The sequence below is a fragment of the Streptomyces sp. NPDC030021 genome (assembly GCF_055574035.1).
This window is the reverse complement of sequence record NZ_JBVIAH010000029.1, coordinates 21,660-40,014: the sequence shown is the minus strand read 5'-3', so window position 1 is coordinate 40,014 and position 18,355 is coordinate 21,660. Positions and strand designations below refer to the sequence as shown.

Annotated in this window: 18 protein-coding genes and 1 pseudogene; 7 read left to right on the top strand and 12 right to left on the bottom strand. The window is 73.2% G+C overall.

The annotated features are described in order from the left end of the window. Positions 1-154 precede the first annotated feature (154 nt). Positions 155-754 carry a hypothetical protein gene (locus ACZ4YL_RS37200; RefSeq protein ID WP_468122598.1) on the top strand — a complete coding sequence of 200 codons (600 nt, stop codon included), beginning with the start codon at positions 155-157 and terminating at the stop codon, positions 752-754. Between the two features lie 9 nt (positions 755-763). Here ACZ4YL_RS37200 and ACZ4YL_RS37195 read toward each other — a convergent pair whose 3' ends face one another. From ACZ4YL_RS37195 to ACZ4YL_RS37185, 3 genes are read right to left on the bottom strand one after another with little or no spacing between them, the layout of a single operon-like run. Beyond that, entirely contained in the window at positions 764-1,540 is a 777-nt protein-coding gene (locus tag ACZ4YL_RS37195; protein WP_468122596.1) for an enoyl-CoA hydratase/isomerase family protein, read from the bottom strand. After that, positions 1,537-1,992, bottom strand: coding sequence for a Zn-ribbon domain-containing OB-fold protein (locus tag ACZ4YL_RS37190; protein WP_468122594.1), 456 nt, complete (start codon positions 1,990-1,992; stop codon positions 1,537-1,539). The genes ACZ4YL_RS37195 and ACZ4YL_RS37190 overlap by 4 nt, the downstream gene beginning before the upstream one ends. Before the next feature lie 4 nt (positions 1,993-1,996). Then, positions 1,997-3,148, bottom strand: coding sequence for a lipid-transfer protein (locus ACZ4YL_RS37185; RefSeq protein ID WP_468122592.1), 1,152 nt, complete (start codon positions 3,146-3,148; stop codon positions 1,997-1,999). Positions 3,149-3,242: 94 nt separating this feature from the next. On the opposite strand from ACZ4YL_RS37185, the gene ACZ4YL_RS37180 reads away from it, so the two are divergent. Next, positions 3,243-4,877, top strand: a complete 1,635-nt coding sequence (locus ACZ4YL_RS37180) for a FadD3 family acyl-CoA ligase (RefSeq protein ID WP_468122590.1) — start codon at positions 3,243-3,245, stop codon at positions 4,875-4,877. Between the two features lie 6 nt (positions 4,878-4,883). Here the strand turns inward: ACZ4YL_RS37180 and ACZ4YL_RS37175 are convergent, their stop codons facing one another. The 4 genes from ACZ4YL_RS37175 to afsR all read right to left on the bottom strand — a co-directional run bounded on the left by ACZ4YL_RS37175 (position 4,884) and on the right by afsR (position 10,014). Beyond that, positions 4,884-5,456, bottom strand: a complete 573-nt coding sequence (locus ACZ4YL_RS37175) for a Uma2 family endonuclease (protein ID WP_468122588.1) — start codon at positions 5,454-5,456, stop codon at positions 4,884-4,886. 76 nt (positions 5,457-5,532) lie between these two features. Beyond that, positions 5,533-6,261, bottom strand: coding sequence for a class I SAM-dependent methyltransferase (locus ACZ4YL_RS37170; protein WP_468122586.1), 729 nt, complete (start codon positions 6,259-6,261; stop codon positions 5,533-5,535). A gap of 134 nt (positions 6,262-6,395) precedes the next feature. Continuing rightward, positions 6,396-6,596 (bottom strand): hypothetical protein, encoded by a 201-nt coding sequence (locus ACZ4YL_RS37165; RefSeq protein ID WP_468122584.1) that lies wholly within the window; start codon positions 6,594-6,596, stop codon positions 6,396-6,398. Between the two features lie 178 nt (positions 6,597-6,774). Further along, entirely contained in the window at positions 6,775-10,014 is a 3,240-nt protein-coding gene (gene afsR / locus ACZ4YL_RS37160; RefSeq protein WP_468122582.1) for an SARP-family global regulator AfsR, read from the bottom strand. 131 nt (positions 10,015-10,145) lie between these two features. On the opposite strand from afsR, the gene ACZ4YL_RS37155 reads away from it, so the two are divergent. Then, complete coding sequence (locus tag ACZ4YL_RS37155) at positions 10,146-11,372, top strand: amidohydrolase family protein (RefSeq protein ID WP_468122580.1); 1,227 nt, start codon at positions 10,146-10,148, stop codon at positions 11,370-11,372. A gap of 62 nt (positions 11,373-11,434) precedes the next feature. On the opposite strand, the gene ACZ4YL_RS37150 is transcribed toward ACZ4YL_RS37155, so the two are convergent. Beyond that, on the bottom strand, positions 11,435-12,667 hold the full coding sequence (locus tag ACZ4YL_RS37150) for an MFS transporter (protein ID WP_468122578.1): 1,233 nt from the start codon (positions 12,665-12,667) through the stop codon (positions 11,435-11,437). Positions 12,668-12,761: 94 nt separating this feature from the next. Here ACZ4YL_RS37150 and ACZ4YL_RS37145 point away from each other — a divergent pair, with 94 nt between their 5' ends. From ACZ4YL_RS37145 to ACZ4YL_RS37130, 4 genes are all read left to right on the top strand, one after another. Next, on the top strand, positions 12,762-13,175 hold the full coding sequence (locus ACZ4YL_RS37145) for a hypothetical protein (RefSeq protein ID WP_468122576.1): 414 nt from the start codon (positions 12,762-12,764) through the stop codon (positions 13,173-13,175). A 63-nt stretch (positions 13,176-13,238) separates the two neighbouring features. Continuing rightward, a complete protein-coding gene (locus ACZ4YL_RS37140) occupies positions 13,239-13,733 on the top strand; it encodes a GNAT family N-acetyltransferase (protein ID WP_468122574.1) in 495 nt (164 codons plus the stop codon). Positions 13,734-13,817: 84 nt separating this feature from the next. After that, the gene (locus ACZ4YL_RS37135; RefSeq protein ID WP_468122572.1) at positions 13,818-14,675 is read left to right on the top strand and encodes a trypsin-like serine peptidase; all 858 of its coding nucleotides are present in this window, start codon (positions 13,818-13,820) and stop codon (positions 14,673-14,675) included. A 39-nt stretch (positions 14,676-14,714) separates the two neighbouring features. Next, the gene (locus tag ACZ4YL_RS37130) at positions 14,715-15,179 is read left to right on the top strand and encodes an SCO4402 family protein (protein WP_468122570.1); all 465 of its coding nucleotides are present in this window, start codon (positions 14,715-14,717) and stop codon (positions 15,177-15,179) included. Positions 15,180-15,384: 205 nt separating this feature from the next. Here ACZ4YL_RS37130 and ACZ4YL_RS37125 read toward each other — a convergent pair. From ACZ4YL_RS37125 to ACZ4YL_RS37110, 4 genes and pseudogenes are all read right to left on the bottom strand, one after another. Next, positions 15,385-15,673: pseudogene (locus ACZ4YL_RS37125) on the bottom strand (transposase); the annotation flags it as partial. Between the two features lie 112 nt (positions 15,674-15,785). After that, positions 15,786-16,229, bottom strand: coding sequence for an NUDIX hydrolase (locus ACZ4YL_RS37120; protein WP_468122568.1), 444 nt, complete (start codon positions 16,227-16,229; stop codon positions 15,786-15,788). A gap of 187 nt (positions 16,230-16,416) precedes the next feature. Then, positions 16,417-17,643 carry an ABC transporter permease gene (locus tag ACZ4YL_RS37115; RefSeq protein ID WP_468122566.1) on the bottom strand — a complete coding sequence of 409 codons (1,227 nt, stop codon included), beginning with the start codon at positions 17,641-17,643 and terminating at the stop codon, positions 16,417-16,419. Then, complete coding sequence (locus tag ACZ4YL_RS37110; protein WP_468122684.1) at positions 17,640-18,353, bottom strand: ABC transporter ATP-binding protein; 714 nt, start codon at positions 18,351-18,353, stop codon at positions 17,640-17,642. Before ACZ4YL_RS37110 ends, ACZ4YL_RS37115 begins: the two co-directional genes overlap by 4 nt. Positions 18,354-18,355: the final 2 nt, after the last annotated feature.

The following is an 18,355-nucleotide window of genomic DNA, read 5'->3' as shown; positions in this document are numbered from 1 at the left end:
CCGGGATAGGGATCTCGATCCCGACGCTACGCCCGGCCCCCGCGGCCCGCACCCCGGACCGTTCCGGCGGGAAGTAGTCCTTATGTTCCTCTTATGTGGCGCGTCCCGGCTGGTAGCGTGACCCGCCGTTGTCCCAGGGGGAGGAGTTCGGGCCATGGTGGCTGGGCGTCGTATCAGGTTCACCGCTGTGCTGGTGGGGGTCGTGCTCGCGCTGACCGGCTTCTCGTCGCACGGCGCAAGCAGCAGCGGGAGCAGCGGCAAGAGCAAGAGCAGCAGCGGTAGCAGCGGTGGCGGGTGCTCCAGCTCCAAGAGCAAGAAGAAGAGCCACGGCAGCGGCAGCAACAACGGCACGGCCACCGCGTCGCCCTCCGCGAGTGCGAGCGGCGCCCCGGCCACGGCGGTCGTGGTCACCTGCGTCGGCGCCACCCCGCCGGTCACCACGGTCAGGTTCACCTCGAACGTGGACCGCAGGGCGACCTTCACGGTGAATCTGTACCGGGAGGGTGCGAACGGCGCCACCATCGAGTCCACCGAGGTCGAGGCGACCCTGGAGGCCCGTGAGACCCGTACGGTCGAGGTCGCGCTCCAGGAGCCCTCGCGTGCGGCCGAGGTCACCACGTGCAGGCTCGACCCGCCCCGCGAATCGTCCGGCACCGGCACGCCGGGACCGGCCAGGACCACCTCGGGCGGCTCCAAGCCCGCGCCCAGGTCCACCCCGAAGAAGTCCACCCCGAAGTCCACGCGCAAGCACTGAGGCCTGCCCTCAGCGCAGCCTGAACTCCGTACCGGGCCGCCGCGAGCCGAACAGCTCCGCCTGCCGCTCCGGCGCCAGGTTCCCCAGCGCGATCAGCGCCGGAGCCTGCGCCAGGGCCTGCTGGAGCGCGGCCTGCTTCGCCGACCACAGGGCCCGTACGGTGCCCTGCACGGCCTCCGTGGGGAAGCCGGCCAGGGTCTCCGCCGCCCGCAGGGCCGCCGGGAGCAGCCCCTCGGGCGCGGTCAGTTCCGAGACCAGGCCGATCGCGTGGGCCCGGCGCGCGGAGAGCCGCTCGGCCGTGCCCATCAGGGACATCCGGGCCGCTTCCCCGAAGGGCATCCGCTGTGCCATGTAGACGGCCTCGTAGGCGCTGACCATCCCATAGGTGGTGTGCGGGTCGAAGAAGGTGGCGGTCTCGGAGGCGATCAGGAACTCCGCCTCGCCCAGCAGGTAGAAGGCCCCGCCGCAGGCCATGCCGTTGACGGCGGCGACGACCGGCTTCCACAGGTCGCCCGCCTTGGGGCCGATGGCGATCAGCGGGTCGTCGGCCGAGTACGGGGAGGCGGGCTGCGGCACGTCGACGCCGCGGTCGATGCCGGTGCAGAAGGCGGCCGCCCCGGCGCCCGTCAGCACCACCGCCCGTACCTCCTCGGCGAACCGGAACTCCCGCCACACCGCGCTCAGTTCGGCGGCGGTCTCCAGGTCGATGGCGTTGTGCCGGTGCTCCCGGTCCAGGGTGACGACGGCGACGCCGGTCGCCTTGTCCCGTTCCACCCGCACGGTCATGACTTCTCCAGGACCCAGCGGGGCACGGCCATGCCGCCCGTCTCGGTGAAGACCACGTGCACCCGGGCGCCGATCCGCAGCCGGGCCGGGTCCACCGAGTCGAGCGGGGCGTCGGCCGAGGCCACCAGGTTTCCGGCGAGCCGGATGTGCGGGGCGTCGGCGAGCTCCACGAGGATCACGTTGTACGGGGCCTGCGCGGCGTACGCGGGCAGCAGCGGCGGGTGCGGCCGTACGTAGGACCAGATGCGGCCGCGGCCGCTCATCCGGCGCCACTCGCTGTCGAAGGACCGGCAGTGCGGGCAGCAGGGGCGGGGCGGGAAGCGCAGCCGGCCGCAGGCGGCGCAGGCCTGGACGCGGAGCTCGCCCTGGGCGGCGTACTCCCAGAAGGGGGCGCCGTCCTCGTCGGGGACCGGCAGGAGGAGTTCGTCGGCGGCTCTGGGCGTGGTGGTCATCGGGTCAGCTCCTCAGCAGGATCGCGGACGTCGGGACTCCCTCGCCCGCCGTCACCAGGCAGGTCGCGGCGTCGGGCACCTGGGCGGTGGAGATGCCGCGCAGCTGCTTGACGCCCTCGTTGATCAGGTTGAAGCCGTGCACGTACGCCTCGGACAGGCCGCCGCCCCCGGTGTTGATGGGGAGCCGGCCGCCCATCTCCAGGGCGCCGCCCTCGGTGAAGGCGGCGCCCTCGCCGCGGCCGCAGAAGCCGTAGCCCTCCAGGGAGAGCGGGATCAGCGGGGTGAAGGCGTCGTAGATCTGGGCGACGTCCACGTCCTGGGGCCCGAAGTCGGCCTGCTTCCACAGGTGGCGGGCGGCGGTCCAGGCGGGGCCGGACAGCGGGTCGTCGTTCCAGTAGTTGACCATGCCGTGGTGCTGGGCGGGCAGGCCCTGGGCGACGGAGTGGACGTAGACGGGCTTCTGGCGGCAGTCGCGGGCGCGCTCGGCGGAGACGATCACGCAGGCCAGCGCGCCGTCGGTCTCCAGGCAGTTGTCGAAGAGGCAGAGCGGGTCGCTGATCATGCGGGAGGTCATGTACATCTCGCGGGTCAGCGGGCGTTCGTACATCATCGCGGCTGGGTTGGCGTTGGCCCGGTTGCGGCAGGCCATGGCCACGTTGAAGAGGTGGTCGCGGGTGGCGCCGTACTCGTGCATGTAGCGGCGGGCGAGCATGCCGATCTCGTCGGCGGGGCGCAGCAGGCCGAAGGGTCTGGTCCACTGGCCGGGGGTGGGCAGTTGGACGGCGGTGTTCTTCCAGGGGCGGGGGCCCGAGCCGCGTTTGCGGGAGCGCCAGGCGACGCCGACGGTGGCCTGGCCGGTGGCGACGGCGGAGGCGAGGTGGCCGACGGTGGCGCAGGAACCGCCCCCGCCGTAGCCGATCTTGGAGAAGAAGGTGACGTCGCCGGCGCCGATGGCCTTGGCGACCTCCACCTCGTCGGTCTCCTCCATGGTGTAGGAGGCGAAGGCGTCGACCTCGGACGGTTCGATGCCGGCGTCGGCGAGGGCCGCGAGAATGGCCCGGCAGGCCAGTTCCTTTTCGGACTGCGGGAGTTGTTTGGCAAAGGCGGTCTGTCCGATGCCGACTATCGCCGTCGCGTCCTTGAGCGTTGCCGCCATCGCCACCTCCGGGGTGCGCCAGTACTGACAGCCGCGAAGGCTACAGCTAATCTGACGGATAGTCAGCTACTGGGTCTGCGGGAAGGCGGCACGCATGGGCGACCACGGGCGCGAGGACGTACGCGAGAACGTACGCGGGGATCTGCGCTGGGGCAGCATCGCGCAGCTCGTCCGGGCGGCAGCGGCACAGTACGCCGACCGCGAGGCCGTCGTCGACGGGCGCACCCGGATCAGTTACGCGCAGCTCGGCGAGCGCGTCGAGCGTGCCGCCGCCTCCTGCATCGCCGCCGGGATCGAGCCCGGCGACCGGGTGGCGGTCTGGGCCCCCAACACCCTGGAGTGGATCGTCTCCGCCCTCGGCGCCGTCTCGGCCGGCGCGGTGCTCGTCCCCCTCAACACCCGTTTCAAGGGCGCGGAGGCCGCGTACGTCCTGGAGCGCAGCCGGGCCCGGCTGCTCTTCGTCACCGGCACCTTCCTCGGCACCTCCTACGTCGCCTCCCTGCGCCGCGCCGCGGCCGAGGGCACCGGCGCCGGGCCGCTGCCGGGACTGCCGCACCTGGAACAGGTCGTCGTCCTCGCCGACGACGCCCCCGATTCCTTCCGCACCTGGAAGGACTTCCTGGCGGGCGGGGACGGCGTACCGGCCGCGGCGGTCCGCGAGCGCGCCGAGGCCATCCGTCCCGAGTCCCCCTCCGACATCATCTTCACCTCCGGTACCACCGGCAGCCCCAAGGGCGCGGTCATCACCCACGCCCAGTCCCTGCGCTGCTACGACGTGTGGAGCGAGCTCGCCGGACTGCGCGAGGGCGACCGCTACCTGATCGTGAACCCCTTCTTCCACACCTTCGGCTACAAGGCGGGGATCATCGCCTGCCTGATGCGCGGGGCCACGATGGTCCCGCAGCCCGTGTTCAACGTGGACACCGTCCTCGCGAACGTCGCCGCCGAGCGGATCTCCGTACTCCCCGGGCCGCCCACCCTCCACCAGTCGCTCCTCGACCACCCCCAGCGCGACCACCACGACCTCTCCGCCCTGCGCCTGGTCGTCACCGGCGCGGCCGTGGTCCCGCTGCGGCTCGTCGAACGGCTGCGCGGCGAACTGCGCATCGCCACCGTCCTCACGGCGTACGGGCTCTCCGAGGCCAGCGGCATCGTCACCATGTGCCGCCGCGGCGACCCCGCGGAGACCGTCTCCGCCACCTCCGGGCGGGCCATACCGGACACGGAGGTGGTGATCCTGGACGCGGACGGGCGGCCGCAGCCGACCGGGCACGTGGGCGAGATCGCGGTCCGCGGCTACCACGTCATGCAGGGCTACTTCGAGGACCCCGAGGAGACCGCCCGGACGATCACCCCCGAGGGCTGGCTGCACACCGGCGACGTGGGGCACCTGGACGAGGACGGCAACCTGCGCATCACCGACCGGATCAAGGACATGTTCATCGTCGGCGGGTTCAACGCCTACCCCGCCGAGATCGAGCAACTCCTCGGCCTCCACCCGGACATCGCGGACGTCGCGGTGATCGGCATCCCGGACCCGCGCCTGGGCGAGGTCGGCAAGGCCTACGCGGTCCGCCGCCCCGGCTCCACCCTCACCGCGGACGACCTGATCGCCTGGTCCCGCCGCGAGATGGCCAACTACAAGGTCCCGCGCGCGGTGGAGTTCGTGACGGAACTCCCGCGCAACGCGAGCGGCAAGATCCTCAAACGCGCCCTCCGCACCCCCTGAGGCGGATCAGGGGACGAGGCTGCCCAGATCGATGGTCGCGGCGAACGGAACCGCCACCTTGAGCCACTCCCGGTGGATTCCGGTCGCGACGTACGACCGGGTGAGGGTGTCCAGCTCGTAGACGTGGACGGCGGGCCCGGTCGTCTCGTCCTCGACGCGCCAGAAGTGGGGGATTCCCGCCTGGGCGTATTTGAAGGGCTTGATGGAACGATCGCGGTCCACCGACTCCTCGGACACCACTTCGATCACCAGGACCACCTCGTCAGGGAGGTAGCGGGTACGGTCCGGGTCGTAGGGGACAGCCGCAGCCAGGATGTCCGGTTCCGGGCGGCTCTTCCGGTCGAGCCGTACGGTCATCTGCCGTTCGATCTCGATGCCGTCAGGTGCCGCCTGCCGCAGAGCGAAGGTCAGGTTCTCCACGAGCCGGGAGTTCCAGGACCGCTGCGGGGAGACCCTGAAGACCAGCGCTCCGTCGATGAGCTCGGTGTGCCGGGGAGCCTGGGGCAGGTGATCGAGGTCGTCCGCTTCCCAGCCGCTCGGGCGGGGCGGGAGCATCCATTCGGGGAGCTCGGCGGCCATGGTGTCCTCCAGGGGTGCGCTGGTTCAGCTACTGGGCGGTGGCCCCCGCACACCGGGATACGGCGGCACGGGCCCGCTAGAGGCGGCGCGCCAGGAGGAGGCGCCAGTGGGGGGTGCCGTCCGGGCGGTGGCCGAAGTGGTCGAGGGGGACCGTTTCCACCGTGAAACCGGCCGCCCGGAGGTCCTCGCGGACCGGGCCCAGGGGGAAGGTGCGGTAGTACATGACGAAGGGGGGACGCCACACCGCGTTGCGCACCCGCATCGCCGCGTCGAAGCCCGTCGTCGCCCACCACACCCGGGAGCCGAGCGGCAGCGGGGCGCCGATCGGGAAGGCGAAGACGCCGCCCTCGCGCAGCGCCGCGTGGATCCCGGAGAAGAGCGCGGGCCGCTCCCCCGGGAGGAAGTGGCCGAAGGCGCCGAAGCTGACCGCCAGGTCGTACGTGTCCGCGAGGGCGGGCGGCAGGGCCCGCGCGTCGGCCCGTACGAAGTCCACGCGGTCATCGTCCGCGTACGCGCGCCCGGCCTCCGCGAGCATGCCCGCGCTGAGGTCCACCCCGGTGATCCGGTCGCGGCACAGCCGGCGCAGCATGTCGATCCCGGCGCCCGTGCCGCAGCACACGTCCAGGCCGGCCCCGAAGCCGCCCTCCACCTGGGCGAGGGTCTCCTCGACGGCGTCGAGCATCCGGTCCGGGGTGCGGAAGGGGGTGTGGTCGAACTTCGGCGCGAGGAGGTCGTAGCCCCGCTCCACCGAGGAGAGGCCCTGCACTGCCAGTTCGCGGACGCTCGGCCCGTGGGAGGAGAACACACCCCCAGCCTATGCCGCCGCCGGGCACCGGCCCGGGCACACGTGTACGGCGGTCGTGGTGGCTCCCCCTCCGGGCCACCACGACCGCCGTTCCCCCGATTCCCCCGTGGAATCCCCCGTACGTCTTGTGCGTGCTACGGGCGCGGACCGGACGCGTGGTTGTCCAGCGTCCGGATCTCCTCGCCCGCGGCCGGCGCCGTGACCGGAGCCGCAGCCGGGTCCTCGGTCTTCTCCAGCGGCTTGATCTCGATGCCCGAGGCGTGGTTGTCCAGGGTCTCGATCTCGACGCCCGAGGCGTGGTTGTCGAGCGGCTTGAGGTTCTCGTTCGTCGTCATCGATTCTCCTGATGGGTGGGTAGGGCTGGGCCCGTTCGGCGATTCCCCCGATGACCGCCGAACGGGTAGTCCACCAACCGGCCCGGATGCTCCCCCGAGGCGCCGGGTCGATGCACTTATCGTGTCGGACGGCGATAAACGAACGATGAACGCCGCGTTCAACCGGCGTCCCCGCAGCTCAGGCCGCGATCTCCGAGGCCAACAGGGCTTGTACCTCGCCCAGTTCGGCCGACCTCAGCTGCGTGAACACGGTCTCCGCGTCCCGCCAGCAGGCCCGCGCCCGGTCCCGCTGCCCCAGCCGCCGCAGCGCCTTGCCGAGCACCGTCAGGACCGTCGCCCGGCGCCACTCCCCGCCGATCCCGCGCAGCGCGATGGCCTGCTCGGCGTGCGAGGCGGCCAGCGTGGGCCGGCGCGCCGCCAGGTGGGCCTCGGCGAGCCGGAAGTGGGTCACGCCCTCCCACAGCGGCTGGCGGTTCTCGTGGAACAGCGACAGCGCCTCGGCGAGCTGCGCCAGTGCCTCGCCGAGCCGCCCCGCCTGGGTGAGGGCGATGCCCAGCGCGTAGCGGCCGTTGGCCAGGCGCAGGCTCAGGCCCATCCGGTCGTAGATGGCGATGCCCTGCTGGGCCAGGTCTATGGCGCTGGGCAGACGGTCCAGCTCCACATGGATGCGGGAGAGGTTGCACAGGGCGCTGGCCTCGCCGACGTTGTTGCCGTCGGCTCGGAAGCACTCGATGGCCTGCAGCAGGTAGCGCTCGCCGTCCGCGTGCCGGCCCTCGTAGAGGGCGATGATCCCGCGGTCGTTGGGGGCCCAGCACATGGGCAGCGGGTCGCCGGCCTCGCGCGCGAGCACGGTGGCCCGGGCGGCCTCGTCGTCGGCCTCGGCGAAGCGGCCCGCGACCAGGTGCACGTTGGTGAGGGTGGTGCGGGCGCGGCCCTCGGCGTACGGGTCCTTCGCGGCCTGGCCGGCGTCGCGCAGGGCCACGGCGGCCGACTCGTACTGCCGGGAGTTGGCCCCGGACTCGGCGAGGTCCTTCGCCGCCCACAGCAGGTCCACGGCCCGGCGCAGGACCAGCGACTCGCCACCCCGTACGGAGGCCTGCCGTACGCACGCCAGCAGCGGGTCGGCCTCGGCGTACAGCCAGTCCAGGGCGGCGCGCGGTTCGGCGAAGACCAGCCCGGGGTAGTGGGTGTCGGACAGGTGCGCGGGCAGCCGGTCGCCGGGGCGTTCCAGGGCGTAGACCCCGGAGGCGGTGGCCAGGTAGAAGTCCAGCAGCCGGTCCATGGCCGCCTCGCGCCCGCTCGGCGGCTGCTCGTCGCGCTCGGCGCAGGCACGCGCGTAGAGGCGTACGAGGTCGTGGAAGCGGTAGCGGCCGGGGGCGGCGGATTCGAGGAGGGAGCAGTCGACTAAGGCTTCGAGGAGGTCCTCGGTGTCGTACTCGGGCAGGTCGAGCACGGCGGCCGCCGCCGAGAGGGAGATGTCGGGGCCGTCGGCGAGGCCGAGGAGGCGGAAGGCGCGCTGCTGGGCGGGCTCCAGCTGGCCGTAGCCGAGCTCGAAGGTGGCCTTGACGGCGAGGTCGCCGGTCTGGAGCTCGTCGAGGCGGCGGCGCTCGTCGGCGAGCTTGGCGGCCAGGACGGAGACGGTCCAGGTGCGGCGGGCGGCGAGCCGGGAGGCGGCGATGCGGATGGCGAGCGGCAGGAAGCCGCAGGCGCCGACGACGTCGAGGGCGGCCTGGCGTTCGGCGCGTACGCGCTCCTCGCCGACGATGCGGGTGAAGAGCTGGAGGGCCTCCTCGGGGCTCATCACGTCGAGGTCGACGAGATGGGCGCCGGCGAGGCCCGCCATGCGGACCCGGCTGGTGACGAGGGCGGCGCAGCCGGCGGTGCCCGGCAGCAGCGGGCGGACCTGGGCGGCGTCGCGGGCGTTGTCGAGGAGGACCAGCACGCGGCGGCCGTCGAGGGTGGAGCGGTAGAGCGCGGCCCGCTCGGCGGGGGAGTCGGGGATGGCCGTGTCGGGGGTGCCGAGGGCGCGCAGGAAGGAGCCGAGGACGGCCTCCGGTTCGGCGGGGCGGGCCTCGGTGCCCTGGAGGTCGACGTAGAGCTGCCCGTCGGGGAAGTGCGGGCGGGCGGCATGCGCGACGTGGACGGCGAGGGTGGTCTTGCCGACGCCGCCGATGCCGGCGAGCGCGGAGACGGCCATGACCTGGTCCTGGGCGCCGCCGGACAGGATGGTGCCGAGCTCGGCGACGAAGCTGGAGCGGCCGGTGAAGTCGGGGACGGTCGCAGGCAATTGGGCGGGCCTCACGTGAACGGTCGCGGCGGCCGGGGCCGGGTCCTCCGCGCGGGCGAGATCGGCGTCGGCGTTGAGGATGCGCTGCTGGAGCGCGGCCAGTTCGGGGCGGGGGTCGACGCCGAGCTCGTCGGCGAGGAGCCGGCGGGTGTCGGCGTAGACGGCGAGGGCCTCGGCCTGCCGGCCGCTGCGGTAGAGGGCGAGCATCAGCAGCTCGCGCAGGCGTTCGCGCAGCGGGTGGGCGGCGGTGAGGGCAGTGAGCTCGGAGACGGCCTCGGCGTGGTGGCCGACCTCCAGGTCGAGGTCGAGGCGGGTCTCCAGCAGCTGGAGGCGCCATTCGGCGAGCCGGATGCGCTCGGTGTCGGCGTGCGGGCCGGGGACCCCGGCGAGGGGCTCGCCCTCCCAGAGGTCGAGGGCGCGGGCCAGGAGCGTACGGGCGAGGGCGCGGTCACCGGCGGCCCGCGCGGCCTCGGCGTCGGCGGCGAGGCTGCGGGCGACGCCGAGGTCGAGGGTGGCGGTGGAGCGCAGCCGGATGGCGTAGCCGCCGGACTCGGTGACGAGGAGGCCGGGGGCGACGACCTTGCGCAGGCGGGAGGCGTACGTACGGATGGTGGCGAGGGCCTGCTGCGGCGGGTCCTCGCCCCAGATGGCGTCGATGAGTTCGGGCGCGGTGGCGGTGCGGCCGTCGCGCAGCAGGAGCACGGCGAGCAGGGCGCGCTGCTGGGGGGTGCCGGAGGGCAGGATCTCGGCGCCGCGCCAGGCGCGGACGGGGCCGAGGACGGCGAAGCGGGACTCGCCCGGACCTGTGCCGCCCGCCGTGTCGCCTGCGGCGGGCTCGGCGGACCCGGACCGCTCCGGACTCGTTCGGGGGGCGGTGGCGCGGGCCGGGGCCGGGGAGGCCGCGCCCGCCGGGCCCTTGGCGGAATCGGCCCGTGCGGTGGGTTCGGCGGCAGGACCCGCCGTGGACCCGGACCGTGCCGGGCGGGTGGGGGCCGGGGCCGCCGCGGGCTCGTCCGCGGGTGCGGAGGTCGCGGGTGCGGGGGGCGCCCCCGGACCGGCTTCGGGTACGACGGCAGCCGTACGGGCCTCGGGATGTTTCCGCGGGCTCGGGATGGCCGGTACGCCGTCCATCTGTCGTCCCCCTGCCTTCCGTCGGTGTAAGGGTCAGTCTGCCCTGTCTCGCGCGTACACGTCAGCCCGTGTCCGACCGATCACCGGCCAACTAGCTGACGGTTCGTCAGATCAGCGCTACCGTATGAGCCATGGAGACCTTCCCGAAGATCATCTCGGTGGACGACCACACGGTTGAGCCCCCCCACGTCTGGCGGGACCGGCTCCCGTCCAGGTACCGCGACACCGGCCCCCGCGTCGTCCGCGCCCCGTTGAAGGAAATGACCTTCCTCGGCGGCAAGTTCGCCCCCGTGATGGGCGCCAAGGGCGACGACGGCCCCATCGGCGACTGGTGGGTGTACGAGGACCTGCACCGGCCGCTCACCCGCCTCGACACGGCTGTCGGGTACGACCGCGACGAGATCAAACTGGAAGTCATCACCTACGAGCAGATGCGCCCCGGGTCCTTCTCGGTTCCCGACCGGCTCGCCGACATGGACGTCAACCACGTCCAGTCGGCCCTCTGCTTCCCGACCTTCCCCCGCTTCTGCGGCCAGACCTTCACCGAGGCCAAGGACCGCGAGCTGGGGCTCCTCGGCGTACGGGCCTACAACGACTGGATGGTGGAGGAGTGGTGCGGCCCGGACGCCCGCGGCCGCCTCATCCCCCTCACTCTGATCCCGCTCTGGGACGCCCGCCTGGCCGCCGCCGAGGTCCGCCGCAACGCCGCGCGCGGGGTGCGCGCGGTCGCGTTCTCCGAGATACCCCCGCACCTGGGCCTCCCCTCCATCCACACGGACGAGTGGGACCCCTTCCTGGAGGCGTGCAACGAGACCGGCACGGTCATCGCCATGCACATCGGCTCCTCCTCCCGCATGCCGTCCACCTCGGCCGACGCCCCGCCCGCGGTCGGCTCCACCATCACCTTCGCCAACTGCTGCTTCTCGATGGTCGACTGGCTGATGAGCGGCAAGTTCGAGCGCTTCCCGAACCTGAAGATCATGTACGCGGAGGGCCAGATCGGCTGGATCCCGTACATCCTTGAGCGCGCGAACGTGGTCTGGGAGGAGAACCGCGGCTGGGGCGGAGTCGCGGACAAGGTGCTGCGCCCGCCGTCGGAGCTCTTCGCCGAGCACGTCTTCGGCTGCTTCTTCGACGACGCCTTCGGCCTGAAGAACCTCGACTCGATCGGCGTCGCCAACGTCCTCTACGAGACGGACTACCCCCACTCGGACTCGACCTGGCCCAAGTCCCGCGAGGTCGGCGAGTCCCAGATGGGCCACCTGGCACCGGACGTCGTGGACCGCATCGTGCGCGGCAACGCGATCGACCTGCTCGGGCTCACGGCGGACGGCCTGTGGGCGGGGCCGGGGGCCTGAGCCCCCAGCCGCAGGGCGTGGCCGGCCCCCTCCACCGGCCGCGCCCTACGGCCATGGGTGCCCTACATCCAAGGCTGCCCTACGGCCACTCGCGCCCGGTCCGCACCCCGGACCACGAGCAGCAGCGCCGCGGCCAGCCCCGCCACCGTCAGCACCGGCAGCAGCACCCGCACGTCCACGAAGGCCACCAGGACGGAACCCAGCGCCAGGGCCAGCGCGTTCGGCACGAAGATCAGGGTGTTGGCCGTGGCCGCGGCGCGGCCCAGCGCGGCGTTCGGGACCTCGCGCTGCACCGCCGTCAGCGCCGCGATCAGCACGCACGGCAGCCCGGCGCCGATGGCCGCGCTGCCCGCCAGGGCCACCGCGTCGTACGGCAGCGCCCGGACCCCGGCGCCGACGGCGAACAGGGCCATTCCGGCGGCCGTGAACAGCCTCTCCGGCATCCGCCGCAGCAGCGGGCCCGCCACGAGCCCGCTCACGACCGAACCCGCGCCCTGCACCGCGTACAGCACCCCCACGTAGGTGGGCGCGTGCCCCAGCACGTCCCCGGCGACCGCGTAGATCACCGCGCCGTTCAGCCCCGCCAGGAACATCACGGCGGCGCCGGCCGGCACCAGCGTGCGCGCCGCAGGGGCCTGCCGCAGCTGCCGCCAGCCCTCCGGCATCCGCGCGAATCCCCCCGGCCCGTCCCGGATCCGCTCCCGTTCCGGCGGCTCCCCGGGCACCCGCAGCAGGGCGAAGATCCCCGCCGCCAGCGCGAAGGTCACTGCGTCGAGCAGGGCCACCGACGCCCCGCCGAAGCGGGCGAACAGGGCGGCCCCCACCAGCGGTGCGAGCAGCTTCATGCCCTCGTCGGCGGTCAGACGCAGCCCGTTGAAGTCCCCGAGGAGCCGGTGGTCGACGGCCTGCGGGACCAGGGCCGCCTCCGCCGCCCCGTGCACGGTGCCGCAGATCCCGTACACGAGCAGGACCGCGAACAGCAGCCACACCCGGTCCGCCGAGTCCAGCAGGGTCAGTACGGGCAGCAGCGCGGCCATCACGAGGCCGAGGGCTACCAGCAGCGGCCGCCGGGGCAGCCGGTCGGCGAGCGCCCCCAGCGCCGGTCCGGCCAGGACCGGCGCCCACAGGGTGAACACGGTCAGGGCCGCGAGCGCGTCCGACCCGGTCAGCGACTTCACCCAGACCCCGGCGACCAGCCACATGGCGGTCGTACCGAATCCCGAGACCACCACCCCGGACAGGTAGAGCCCCGCGTTGCGGTCCCGCAGGACCTTTCCCACTCCTCGATCGATCACCGGCCCAGCCTGGGTTCTAAGGCGGGGGCCGGGGATCGGGCAGACGACCTATACGCCGCACGCGGGCCTCCCCGCGCGGGGGGAGGACGGGATCGTGCGGCGGCCGGATCCGCGCAGGCGCCGGGCCGGTGAGGGACTTCGCCGGGGCCCGCAGGACAACCTGGAGGCCGCCATAGGCTACTGGGTGATGGGCGCGGTGGCGGTGTTCGGCGCCGTGCTCTCCCTCGCGCTGGTCAGCCCGTGGGGCCGCCAAATCCCCGCCCTCCTGATCGCCGTACCGGCGGGGATCGCCGCGTGCGGCATGACGCTGTGGGGCTTCACCTCTTTCGCGATGCGGTACCTGCCGGCCGTCGGCCGCGTCGTCTCCTCGCCCGCCTTCGCCGCCAAGGACGCCCACCCGCAGGCAGCCTGGGGGCTCTTCTGGTACGCGCTCTTCCTGCTCTGGGGGATCACCCTCGGCGTCGCGGCCCGCCAGCGCCTGCGCGAGCGCCCGACCCGGCGTCCGTGAGAACCCATGCACCGGACGCCGCGACCCGGCAGACCTTCCCGGCCACAGCACTAGCATCGGGCCGTGCCCCGACTCCAGTTGCTGCGCTTCGACCACGCTCCCGCCCTGCTCGCGTTCGAGCGGGAGAACCGGGCCCACTTCGCCGCGTCGGTCCCGGACCGCGGCGATCGTTACTTCGCCGACTTCGACGCGCGGCACGCCGCGCTCATGGCCGAGCAGGCCGCCGGACTGTGCTTCTTCCACGTCCTGGTGGACGACGGCGGGGAGGTGGTGGGCCGCGTCAACCTCGTGGACGTGGCGGACGGTTCGGCCGAGCTCGGGTACCGGATCGCCGAGCGGGCCACGGGCCGCGGCCTGGCCACGGCCGCGGTCCGGGAGGCCTGCGGGCTGGCGGTCACGGAGTACGGACTGGCCACGCTGCGGGCGGTCACGACGCTGGACAACGCCGGCTCACGCGCCGTGCTGGCCCGTACGGGATTCGTGACCACCGGCGATGTCGACCTGGACGGCCGTCCGGGCCTGCGCTTCGTATGCGACCTGCGGGCCGAAACCGTGTGAGGCACAGGCCGGGAGCCGTCCTCGGCCTTGCACCCGACCCTGCCGCCGGGGCATGCTTCGCCAGGGCAAAGCGGGAGGATGATCATGCCGGTGGACAAGCGGACCGTCGTGACGGCGGTGCTGTGCGCGGTGGCGGCCCTGGGGGCGTCCGCCGCGGTGGCCAAGCTCGCGCCGCCGCCGGAGGGGGTCCCCGCGGTACGGGCGAAGGCCGCGCCGAGCGCTTCCCCGACGGGGCCGTCGTCGCGATCGCAAGTGGCGAAGCCGCAGCTGTCCCCACCTCCCGGCGCCACCCTGCCGCCGGCTGTCACCCCGGCGCCCGGTGGGCCCGCCGCCTTCACCGGAGCCCTGTTCACCAACGGCCTGGACAGTGATCACTTCTGTACCGCCACCGTGGTGAGCAGCCCCGGCCGGAACCTGATCATCACCGCCGGGCACTGCCTGCTCGAAGGGGACCAGAGCGGCGGAAGCGCCGTCTTCGCACCCGCGTACGCGAACGGGTTCGCCCCGTACGGCACTTGGAAGATCGACGAAGTCTTCGAGGACGACCGCTGGGCCGAGGGTACGGACGACGACTACGATCTGGCCTTCGCCCGCCTCGCCCCGGACGCCAAGGGCCGCACCATCGAGGACGTGACCGGCGCGGCCGTCCTCGACACCAGCGGCCGCGCGGGCGAGGAGGTCACCGTGACCGGTTACCCCGCCGACCGCAAGGTTCCCCGTACCTGCACGTCGGTCGCCGTCCGCATGAGCGCGACCCAACAGCGCTTCGACTGCGCCGACTTCCCGGGCGGCACCAGCGGCAGCGCGTGGATCGCCGGCGACGGGAAGATCATCGGCATCCTCACGGGCGGGGACACGGACGACGTGTCGACCAGCACGGTCCTCGGCGAGTACGCGGCCTCGCTCTACGCCAAGGCCACCGCGAAGCCCGCCACCCCCTAGGAGCTGTCCGGCCGATCATGAGGTGCGTACCCTTGGCTCGTGATTGATCACGGTATTGCTCTGCCCCACTACCGCCTCCATGTCGTTCCTGCCGTCGTGGCGCTGGCCAGCCCGACATGGCAGCGAGAGGTGTGGCTCGATCCGGATCAGTCCGAGGACCTCAACTACACCGTGCATGTGCTTTTCGACGGCTTCTGCGATGCGGACGATCCGTCGCCCTGGCTGGGGCAGTGCCTTCGCAGCGAGGAGGAAGTTGAGCTGATGGCAGGTATTGGTACCGCCTACAGCGCGGTGCAGGACTCGGTCGGCGCCGCTGCCCGCGACGAGGCTTATCTGGACTCACCGGGCTGGTCTGCTGTCGTCGCCGCGGCGGCCCGGTTGGCCCAGGTGCTGGTGTCCAATGATCACTCGGCGTTGAGCAAGCTGCATGACGCCGGCTACCGCTGGCCGCTCGGCGCCGAGCCGGTTGCGTCCGAGACGGATGACCAGCACGGCGAATCATGACCGCAGCCAGATGACCAGGGACAGCGGGCGGCAGCGGCCGTCGGCACTCAGATGAACCTTGCTGGTGAAGCCGCCCCGCGGGCGGCCCAGGCCCTCGCCTCGCTCACCACCTCCACCAGGCGGCCGAGGAGGCTCTGCCACGGCGGCTCGTCCTGATGTTCTGTTCCCTCGTCCCCCTTTGACGCGGCAGGTCCCGGCGGCGGGTTGGTCCTGGGGCCGGCCGCGTGCTGGTGCGCGCGCACGATGGTGGAGTCCACCGAGACGTCCCAGTCGATCTCGCCCACCGCGTCTGCCGCGGCTTGGACCTGCTGCAGCAGCCGTTCCCAGGTGCCGTCCGCCGACCACAGACGATGGCGTTCGTAGACCGTCTTCCACGGTCCGAACCGCTCCGGCAGATCGCGCCAGTGCACCCCGGTCCGAACCCGGTGCAGAATTCCGTCGATCACCTGCCGGTGATCGCGCCATCGTCCGCACCGGCCGTTGCTCACCGGCAGGAACGGCTGTAGCCGCTCCCACTCCGCGTCCGACGGATCACCGCGTTCTCCCCGCCCCGTATCTGGATAACGAGCAGACCGGGCGACAGTCGCATGATCGGCCGGACAGCTCCTAGGCCAGCAGCCCCAGGTGGACCGGTTCCGCCGAGGTGTCGGCCAGGAGGTCCGGCAGGCGCGGGGGCCACAGGGGTTCGCCCAGGGTGGCCAGGCGCTGCGGGGTCAGCCACTGCCAGTGGATGTCCGGGGCCTCCAGGACCGGCTCGCGGTGCGGTCCCGTGGTGACGAAGATGTGCTCGTGCTGGCGGACCGGGATGCCCTGGTGCGTGAAGTCGTGCTCCCAGGTGCAGAGCAGCCGTTCGGGTTCCAGGTCGGTCCAGCCGGTCTCCTCGCGCAGCTCGCGCCGCACGCAGTCCTCGGGGCTCTCGCCGGGATCGATGCCACCGCCGGGCGGCAGCCAGTGGATGCCCACCTCCACGTTGTCCTCCCGGAAGAGGAACACGGACCCGGTGGGGGACAGGATGACAACGCGCGCTGCGTGGCGTGGAGTTCGCATCATCGATTCAATGTACGCCGGTGATCGGTTCCGGGGGATGGGCGTGCACCTGGCCTTTTACCGCTGTTTGCCCGCCCCGCCCCCGGCACCGCCCCCGGCCCGCCCCGCCCCCGGCACCGCCCCCGGCCCGCCCCGCCCCCGGCACCGCCCCCGGCCCGCCCCGCCCCCGGAACCGCCCCGGCCCTTTCCGCTACGCCGCCGCCAGCGCCAGCGTCGGCGACAGCCGGGCCGCGCGCACCGCCGGGTAGAGCCCGGCCAGGGTGCCGATCACCAGGGTGGCGGCGAAGCCGCCGGTCACCGCCCAGAGCGGGACCACCCAGGGCAGGTCGCCGGCCCGGGCGTAGGCCGCCGTGGCCGCGCCGCCCAGGGCGATGCCCGCCAGGCCGCCCAGCCCGGACAGCAGCAGCGACTCCGTCACGAACTGGATCCGGATCTGGCCCTTCGTGCCGCCCAGGGACCGCCGCAGGCCGATCTCGTGCCGCCGCTCCAGCACCGAGATGATCATCGTGTTGGCGACGCCGACCCCGCCCACCAGCAGCGCGATCCCGCCCAGCCCCAGCAACAGCGTGCTGAACGCGCCCTCCGTGGCCGCCTTCGCCTGGAGCGCCGCCGAGGGGTCGGAGACCTGCACCGCGCTCGGGGTCTGCGGGTTGGCCGTCCGCGGGATGAGCGCGCGGACCGCCGCGACCCGGTCGTCCGCCGACCGCTCGTACACCGCCGTCGGGTGACCGCCGAAGCCCAGCAGCTGTTCGGCCGCGTCCCAGCCGATCAGCGCGGAGCGCTCGATCTCCGGGGCCAGCGGGACGGGCTCCAGGATGCCGGTCACCGTGAAGTACCGGCCGCCGATGAAGACCTGCTGACCCGGTCCGGTGATGCCGAGCCGGCGCGCGGAGACGTCCCCGAGCACCACCGACGGGTAGCGGCCGGTGGCCGCGTTGAGCCAGGTGCCGCTCGCCATCCGCGCGCGCAGCGTGCCCAGCAGGTCGTCCTTGGCCGCCTTGAGCACGATCCCGCCCGTCTCCCCCTTCGGGATGTTCTCCGAGCGGCGTACGGACTCGGGCACGTCACCGGTGGTGCCGACCGACTCGACCCCCGCGATCCGGGAGATCATGGCGGGGGCGTCCTTGGGCAGCTTGGTGTCCTGACCGGTGAACATCCCCTCGCCCGGCTTCGCGACCAGCATGTTGGTGCCGAGCTTGTCGAGCTCCCGCAGCAGCTTCGCCTGGCTGGAGGAGGAGATCCCGACCACCGCGATCATCGTCGCGATGCCGATGGCGATGCCGAGCGCGGACAGGAACACCCGCGTCGGGCGGGCGCGCAGGCCCGCCGACCCGACGTGCAGCACGTCCCGCGGGGACAGCCGCGGCGGCTTCAACCGCCGGGCGCGCGGCCCCGTACGAGGCCTCGCGCGGCTCATGACGGCACCCCCGCCCGGTTCCGTACGTCCGCGACGATCTCCCCGTCGCGGATCCGCACCTGCCGCGGCAGGCTCGCCGCGATCTCCTGGTCGTGGGTGATCACGGCGATGGTGGCCCCGTCCCGGTTCAGCTCGCGCAGCAGCTCCATCACCGACTCCCCGGACGCCGTGTCCAGCGCGCCCGTCGGCTCGTCGGCCAGCAGCAGGTCCGGCGCGCCCGCCACCGCCCGGGCGATCGCCACCCGCTGCTTCTGCCCGCCGGACAGCTCGTGCGGCCGGTGGTCCATCCGGTCGCCGAGGCCCACCCGGTCCAGGGCCTGTGCCGCCCGGCGCAGCCGTTCGGCCCGCGGGAGGCCGCTGTACAGCAGGCCCTCGGCGACGTTGGCCCGGGCGCTGATGCCCGGCACCAGGTGGAAGGACTGGAAGACGAAGCCGACGTGCCGGGAGCGCAGGGCCGACAGCGAACGGTCCGGGAGGGCCGCGATGTCGTACCCGGCGATCCGTACACCGCCCGCGGTCGGGCGGTCCAGGGTGCCGACGATGTGCAGCAGGGTGGACTTGCCGGAGCCCGACGGGCCGACGATGGCGAGGAGTTCGCCGGCGGCGACGGTCAGGTCGACCCCGCGCAGGGCCGCGACCCCGCCCGGGTACTCCTTGGTGACCCCGGTCAGTTCCACGACCGGGTCCGGATGAGCCGTCGGATGCGCCATCG